The organism is Fusobacterium sp. DD2 (assembly GCF_018205345.1).
Lineage (GTDB): Bacteria > Fusobacteriota > Fusobacteriia > Fusobacteriales > Fusobacteriaceae > Fusobacterium_A.
Window position 1 is genome coordinate 26,631 of sequence record NZ_JADRHM010000021.1, and the last position, 7,006, is coordinate 33,636.

The 7,006-nt window shown below is 31.3% G+C and carries 7 protein-coding genes; all 7 read left to right on the forward strand.

The window, feature by feature from the left end:
* The first annotated feature begins 4 nt into the window (after nt 1–4).
* The 7 genes from cmk (at nt 5) to IX290_RS04925 (ending at nt 6,965) form a co-directional block, all read left to right on the forward strand.
* Nucleotides 5–667: a (d)CMP kinase gene (gene cmk, locus IX290_RS04895; RefSeq protein WP_211492098.1), complete on the forward strand. Its 663-nt coding sequence runs from the start codon at nt 5–7 to the stop codon at nt 665–667.
* 5 nt (nt 668–672) lie between these two features.
* A complete protein-coding gene (locus tag IX290_RS04900) occupies nt 673–1,899 on the forward strand; it encodes a glycosyltransferase N-terminal domain-containing protein (protein WP_211492099.1) in 1,227 nt (408 codons plus the stop codon).
* An 11-nt stretch (nt 1,900–1,910) separates the two neighbouring features.
* Nucleotides 1,911–2,612, forward strand: a complete 702-nt coding sequence (gene trmB, locus IX290_RS04905) for a tRNA (guanosine(46)-N7)-methyltransferase TrmB (RefSeq protein WP_211492100.1) — start codon at nt 1,911–1,913, stop codon at nt 2,610–2,612.
* A 31-nt stretch (nt 2,613–2,643) separates the two neighbouring features.
* Complete coding sequence (locus tag IX290_RS04910) at nt 2,644–3,921, forward strand: adenylosuccinate synthase (RefSeq protein WP_211492101.1); 1,278 nt, start codon at nt 2,644–2,646, stop codon at nt 3,919–3,921.
* A 97-nt stretch (nt 3,922–4,018) separates the two neighbouring features.
* A complete protein-coding gene (locus IX290_RS04915) occupies nt 4,019–5,227 on the forward strand; it encodes an ABC transporter substrate-binding protein (RefSeq protein WP_211492102.1) in 1,209 nt (402 codons plus the stop codon).
* A 3-nt stretch (nt 5,228–5,230) separates the two neighbouring features.
* Nucleotides 5,231–5,950, forward strand: a complete 720-nt coding sequence (locus tag IX290_RS04920; RefSeq protein ID WP_211492103.1) for a GTP-binding protein — start codon at nt 5,231–5,233, stop codon at nt 5,948–5,950.
* Nucleotides 5,951–6,101: 151 nt separating this feature from the next.
* The gene (locus IX290_RS04925; RefSeq protein ID WP_211492104.1) at nt 6,102–6,965 is read left to right on the forward strand and encodes an ATP-binding cassette domain-containing protein; all 864 of its coding nucleotides are present in this window, start codon (nt 6,102–6,104) and stop codon (nt 6,963–6,965) included.
* Nucleotides 6,966–7,006: the final 41 nt, after the last annotated feature.

Here is a 7,006-nt window from a genome sequence, read left to right on the forward strand (position 1 = left end):
TAATATGAGTGGATTTATAGTTACAGTTGATGGACCTGCTGGGAGTGGAAAGAGTACTATAGCAAAGCTTATAGCTAAAAAGTATGGGCTTACATATTTAGATACAGGTGCTATGTATAGAATGATAGCTCTTTATGCACTAAAACATAATGTTAATCTTGAAAATGGTAAAGAGATTGCAGATATGTTAGAAAAAGCAAGACTTGACATTCAGGGAAATGTTTTCTATCTTGATGGAGAGGATGTAAGTGAAGAGATAAGATCTCCACAGGTAAATAATATAGTTTCTAATGTTGCAGCTATAAAGGAAGTTAGACATAAACTTGTAGATATGCAAAGAGAGATAGGAAATGGAAAAAGAATAATAATGGATGGAAGAGATATTGGAACAACTGTATTTCCAAATGCAGATGTAAAGATATTTTTAATAGCTTCTGCTGAAACAAGAGCCTTAAGAAGACTTAAAGAGTATGAAGATAAGAAAGTTGCTACAACATTTGATGAGGTACTTGCATCAATAAAAGAGAGAGATAGAATTGATTCTACAAGAAAAGAGAGTCCTCTGGTAAAAGCAAGTGATGCTCATGAGGTAGATAGTAGTAAAATGACAATAGATGATGTACTAGCAACAATCTCTAAGTATATAGATGCTAAATTAGGTGACTAGGTGGTATGATTTATAATTTGATGAGGATGCTTTTAGCTCCTGTTATTTACATATCTATGCTTTTAGGTGGAAAAAAGGGTGAGTTTTTGAAAAAAAGACTTAAAGAAGATTTTTCCAGCTTAGAGGGCGAAGATTATATCTGGGTACACTGCTCTTCTGTTGGAGAGATAAATCTTAGTGAGACATTGATAAAAAAACTTCTATCTAAAAGAGATGAAAATATACTTTTAACAATGTTTACAGATACAGGAATTGAAGTAGCAAGAAATAAGTTTAAAAAGGAAGATAGAGTAAAAATTTATTATTTTCCCCTAGATAGCAGAGAAAAAATAAGAGAGATTTTAGATAGAGTAAAGATAAGTTTTCTTATTCTAGTTGAAACTGAAATCTGGCCTAATCTGATAAATGAAGTGAGTAGAGTTGCTAAGGTTATCCTTGTAAATGGAAGAATTTCAGATAGAAGCTTTGGAAGATATAAAAAACTTAAAGGATTTTTAAAGAGTATCTTTAGGAATATAGATGCTTTTTATATGCAGACTGCTCATGACAGTGAAAGAATCATATCTTTAGGAGCAGATAAAGAGAAAGTTGAAACTTTAGGAAATATAAAATTTGATATTGAATTTCAAAGATACACAAAAGAGGAACAGGAAGCATTTAAAACCTTTTTAGGAGTAGCTGGAAGAAAGGTATTTACAGCAGGAAGTTCGCGTACTGGAGAGTATGAAACTCTTTTAGAAGTATATTCAAAACTTTCTGATACACTTCTTATTTTAGTACCTAGACATATAGAGAAAACTCCTATGATAGAGGAAATGTTAAGGAATACATCATATAAATTTAAAAAATATAGTGAAATAAACGAGAAAAATATTGAAAAAACTGATATAATAATAGTGGACGCTATTGGTATTTTGAGAAAGATTTATTCAATTACTGATATTGCATTTGTAGGTGGAACTTTGGTAAATATTGGAGGACACAGTTTACTCGAGCCTCTTTTTTATGGAAAAACACCTATATTTGGGCCATATCTTCAAAATGTAAAAGAGATATCTCAGGATATTTTAAAGTATGGGATAGGATATAAAGTAAAAAATACTCAGGAGTTTTTAGATGCAGTAAAATCAGTTGAGGAAAATCAGGAGAATTCTTCAGATTTAATAAAAAAACTGTTTGATGAAAATAGAGATACAGCAGATAAAATAATTGATAAAATAGAAAAAATGTAGTTGGAGGATTAATGAATCAGGAAAATATAAGAGAGAATTTATGGAGTCATTTCTTTAAAAGTCCAAAGAAATATTACAATCCATATATGTATAAACTTCTTGATTATCCAGAATACATTATTTATGATAAAAAGATAATGGATTCATATAAGGGTAAATGGAAAGAGTTTTTTAAAAATGATAACCCTATATATCTGGAGATAGGGTCAGGAAGCGGAAACTTTGCTCAAGGAATGGTAGTAAGACATCCTGACAGAAACCACATGGCACTTGAACTTAGATTTAAGAGACTTGTTGTTTCAGCAGTTAAAGTTGAAAGAGAAAATGCTAAAAATGCAGTATTCCTAAGAAGAAGAGGAGAAGAAATCCTTGATTTCGTAGGAGAAAATGAAGTTGATGGAATATTTGTTAACTTTCCAGACCCATGGGAAGAAAATGAAAAGAATAGAGTAGTTCAGGAAAGTTTCTTTAAGACACTTGATGTAATACTTAAAAAAGGTGGAATTTTTTACTTTAAAACAGACCATGATAAATATTATCAGAATGTCATTGATTTGGTAGAAAACCTTGATGGATATGAGGTAATTTACTGTACAAATGACCTGCATAAAAGTGAAAAAGCTGAAGATAATATAAAAACTGAGTTTGAACAACTTTTCTTATGTAAACACAACAAAAATATAAATTATATAGAAATAGAAAAAATAAAATAAAATAAAATGGAAAGCTAGTAGGAGGTTATAAATGGCTGGATATGTAGTAGTAGGAACTCAATGGGGTGACGAAGGAAAAGGAAAAATTATAGATGTATTAGCAGATAGAGCTGATTATGTTGTAAGATTCCAAGGAGGAAACAACGCAGGACATACTGTTGTTGTAAATGGTGAAAAATTTATTCTTAAATTATTACCATCAGGAGTACTTCATGGTGGAACATGTATAATAGGGCCAGGAGTAGTAGTTGACCCAAAAGTTCTTTTAGACGAACTTGCTTCACTAGAAAGCAGAGGAGCTAAAACAGACCACGTATTAATCAGTGACAGAGCACATGTTATTATGCCTTATCACGTAAAATTAGACGAATTAAAAGAAGCAAATGCTGGAGAAATGAAAATAGGAACTACTAAAAAAGGAATTGGACCATGCTATGCAGATAAAATCTGGAGAGATGGAATCAGAATGGTAGACCTTTTAGATATGGACAAATTTGCTAAAAAATTAAAATATAACTTAGCTGCAAAAAATGAAATAATCACTAAAATCTACGGTGCTGAACCATTAGACTATGATAAAATTTTAGCTGATTACACAGAATATGCAAATAAAATCAGACATAGAATTATAGATTCTATCCCTGTAGTAAACAAAGCACTAGATGAAAACAAACTAGTTCTATTTGAAGGAGCACAAGCTATGATGCTTGATATCAACTATGGAACATATCCATTTGTAACTTCTTCATCACCTACAACTGGAGGAGTAACTACTGGAGCAGGAGTATCACCTAGAAAAATAGACAAAGGTATTGGAGTAATGAAAGCTTATACTACAAGAGTAGGAGAAGGACCATTTGTTACTGAACTTCACGGAGAATTTGGAGAAAAAATCAGACAAATTGGTGGAGAATATGGTGCAGTAACTGGAAGACCTAGAAGATGTGGATGGTTAGACCTAGTAGTTGGAAGATATGCAACTATGATTAATGGATTAACTGACATTGTAATCACTAAAATTGACGTTTTAAGTGGACTTGGAACTTTAAAAATCTGTACTGCTTATGAAGTAGACGGTAAGATATATGAAACTGTTCCAGCTGATACAGAAATGTTATCAAGAGCAACTCCTATTTATGAAGAATTACCAGGATGGGATGAAGACATCACTAAGATTAAAAAATATGAAGACTTACCTGAAAACTGTAAGAAATATCTAAAGAGAATAGAAGAAATCGTAGGATGCCCAATTTCTGTTGTATCTGTTGGTCCAGACAGAAGCCAAAACATTCATATAAGAGAAATCTAATAGCTTTTAAATTTGAAGTCAGTAACATATGTTACTGACTTTTTTTTAATACTTTAGTATAATTTCATTAGAAAATATAAAAAGAGTGGAGGCAATTATGAAATATATAAATGATACTATGAAGATTGCAGAGATTTGTGAAAAATATCCAGAGGTTATAGAGATATTTGAAAAAAATGGATTTAGTAATTTTAAAGATGAAAAAGTAAGAAAGATGTTAGGGAATTTAACTTTGAAAACAGCTCTTGCAAGTAAAAAAATAAGTGCTGATACTTTTGTAGAGCTTTTAGAGGATTATATAGAACAAAATAGAAAATCAGCTGATGTAGTTAGCAAGAAGGAAGATGGAGAGATATCAGTAATGGGTCTTTTACCATGCCCTATTAGAATACCTTTACTTGAAGAATTTAACAGATTTTTAGATAATAATAGAGATTTAAATGTAAAATATGAATTGAAAGCTGCATCTGCAGGACTTGGATGGTTAAAAGATGATGTAATAAAAGCAAATCATCCAGAGAAATTAGCAGATATCTTCATATCAGCAGGTTTTGATCTGTTCTTTGATGATAGACTTATGGGAAAATTTAAAAAAGAGGGGATATTTAAAGATATTTCAGGAATTGAAAGATATAATAAAAACTTTGAAAATAGTGAGATATCACTTAAAGACCCTGAGGGAGATTATTCAATGCTAGGTGTTGTGCCAGCTGTATTTCTAGTAAATAAAGATATGTTAGGAGATAGACCTCTTCCTAAAAGCTGGAAAGAACTGTTAACTCCTGAATTTGAAAAATCAGTAAGTCTTCCTATCTCTGATTTTGATCTTTTTAATTCAATTTTAATAAATATAAATAAAAATTATGGAGAAGACGGAGTAAAAAGTTTAGGAAAGGCACTTCTTGAAAATCTTCATCCTGCACAGATGGTAAAGTCAGATAAGATGAAGGTAAATACTCCTACAGTTACAATTATGCCTTATTTCTTTACTAAGATGATAAAGGAAAATGGACCTATGGTTGCAGTATGGCCAGAAGATGGAGCTATTATATCACCTATATTTATGCTTAGTAAAAAGTCTAAACAGCAACAGATTCAGAAGATAGTAGATTTTCTATCTGGTAAAAAAGTTGGAGAAGTACTCTCACATCAAGGATTGTTCCCAAGTATAAATCCTGAAGTAGATAATAATATGGATGGAAAGATATTTATGTGGTGCGGTTGGGATTATATCCATGATAATAATGTTGGAGAAATTCTTGAAAGATGTAAAGAAATATTCTTTGAAAGTGCTAAGGAGGAATAAAAAATGAATTTAATAACAATATCAGGACCACCATCTTCAGGAAAGACATCTCTTATATTAAAAACGGCAGAGAGTTTTAAAAGAAGAGGAATAAAGGTTGGAGTAGTGAAATTTGACTGTCTGTATACAGATGATGATAAATTGTATGAGAAAAATGGAATACCTGTAAAAAAAGGTCTTTCAGGATCTTTATGTCCTGACCACTTCTTTGTAAGTAACATAGAAGAGGTTGTAAAATGGGGGATAGCAGAAAATCTGGATATTTTAATAACAGAAAGTGCAGGACTTTGTAACAGATGTTCTCCCTATATAAAGGATATAAAAGCTGTGTGTGTAATTGATAATTTAAGTGGAATAAATACACCTAAGAAGATAGGACCTATGATAAAAATGGCGGATATAGTAGTAATTACAAAGGGAGATATAGTATCTCAGGCAGAGCGTGAGGTCTTTGCTTCAAGAGTTATGTCTGTAAATCCTAAAGCAGTTATAATGCATGTGAATGGATTAAATGGACAGGGAGCTTATGAGTTTGGAATGCTTTTATGTGATAATGTTGAAGAGATAAGAAGTATAAAAGGAAAAGAACTAAGATTTCCTATGCCATCAGCACTTTGTTCATATTGCTTAGGAGAGACACGTATTGGTGAAGAGCATCAGATGGGAAATGTAAGAAAGATGAATTTAGGTTGTGAGTGTAAGGGGGCAAAAGATGAAAAATAGTTTTTTAATGGATACAAAGCTTGAAAAAGTACTTATAAAATACCCTTTTATTGAAGATTATTTAAAAGATAACTTAATTGATATAATACCAGCTAAATCTATCAGAGAGATACTTAAAACTTATGATGATGACAAGCTGGAAGAAAAAGCTATAAATATAGATAAATTTTCTGAAAATATTGAAAGTTATACAAAACAGATGATAGAGCTTTTAGGCTTAGATGAAGATACAGTGGAGAGCATGACTATAATTGCTGGTGTTAATAAATATGGAGAAAAGGAGTCTTTTGGAGAACTTACAATAAAAAAGGGAGAGATTATCTCTATAGTAGGGCCTACTGGCAGTGGAAAAAGCAGATTATTAGCTGATATAGAATGGGGAGCTCAGGGAGATACTCCTACTGAAAGAAAGATCTTGGTAAATGGAAAAGAACTTGATAAAAGCAGCAGATTTTCATCAAGTAATAAGCTTGTAGCTCAGCTTTCTCAAAATATGAATTTTGTTATGGATCTTACTGTGTACGAGTTTTTAGAGCTACATGCAAAAAGTAGAATGGTTGAAGATGAAGAGAAAGTAATTGAAAAGATATTTGAAAAAGCAAATGATCTGGCAGGTGAAAAATTCAAGATGGAGACTCCTGTTACAAGTCTTAGTGGAGGACAATCCAGAGCTCTTATGATTGCAGATACAGCTATTTTAAGTAAATCTCCAATAGTTCTTATAGATGAAATAGAAAATGCAGGAATAGATAGAAAGAAAGCTTTGGAACTTCTTACAGGAGAAGAAAAAATTGTACTCATGGCTACTCATGATCCACTTCTTGCTCTTATGGGAAATAAGAGAATAATTATAAAAAATGGTGGAATAGATAAAGTAATGAGTATAACTGATGAAGAGAGAGAGATTTTAGACAACTTAGAAAAACTGGATGGAGTTATCCAAAAGATGAGAAATAGATTAAGATATGGAGAGAAATTAGAACTTGACTTAGAGAAAGAGCTTAATTTAGTTTAAAAAGTTATAAATTTTAGAAAAGAATTATGAAATTCATAATT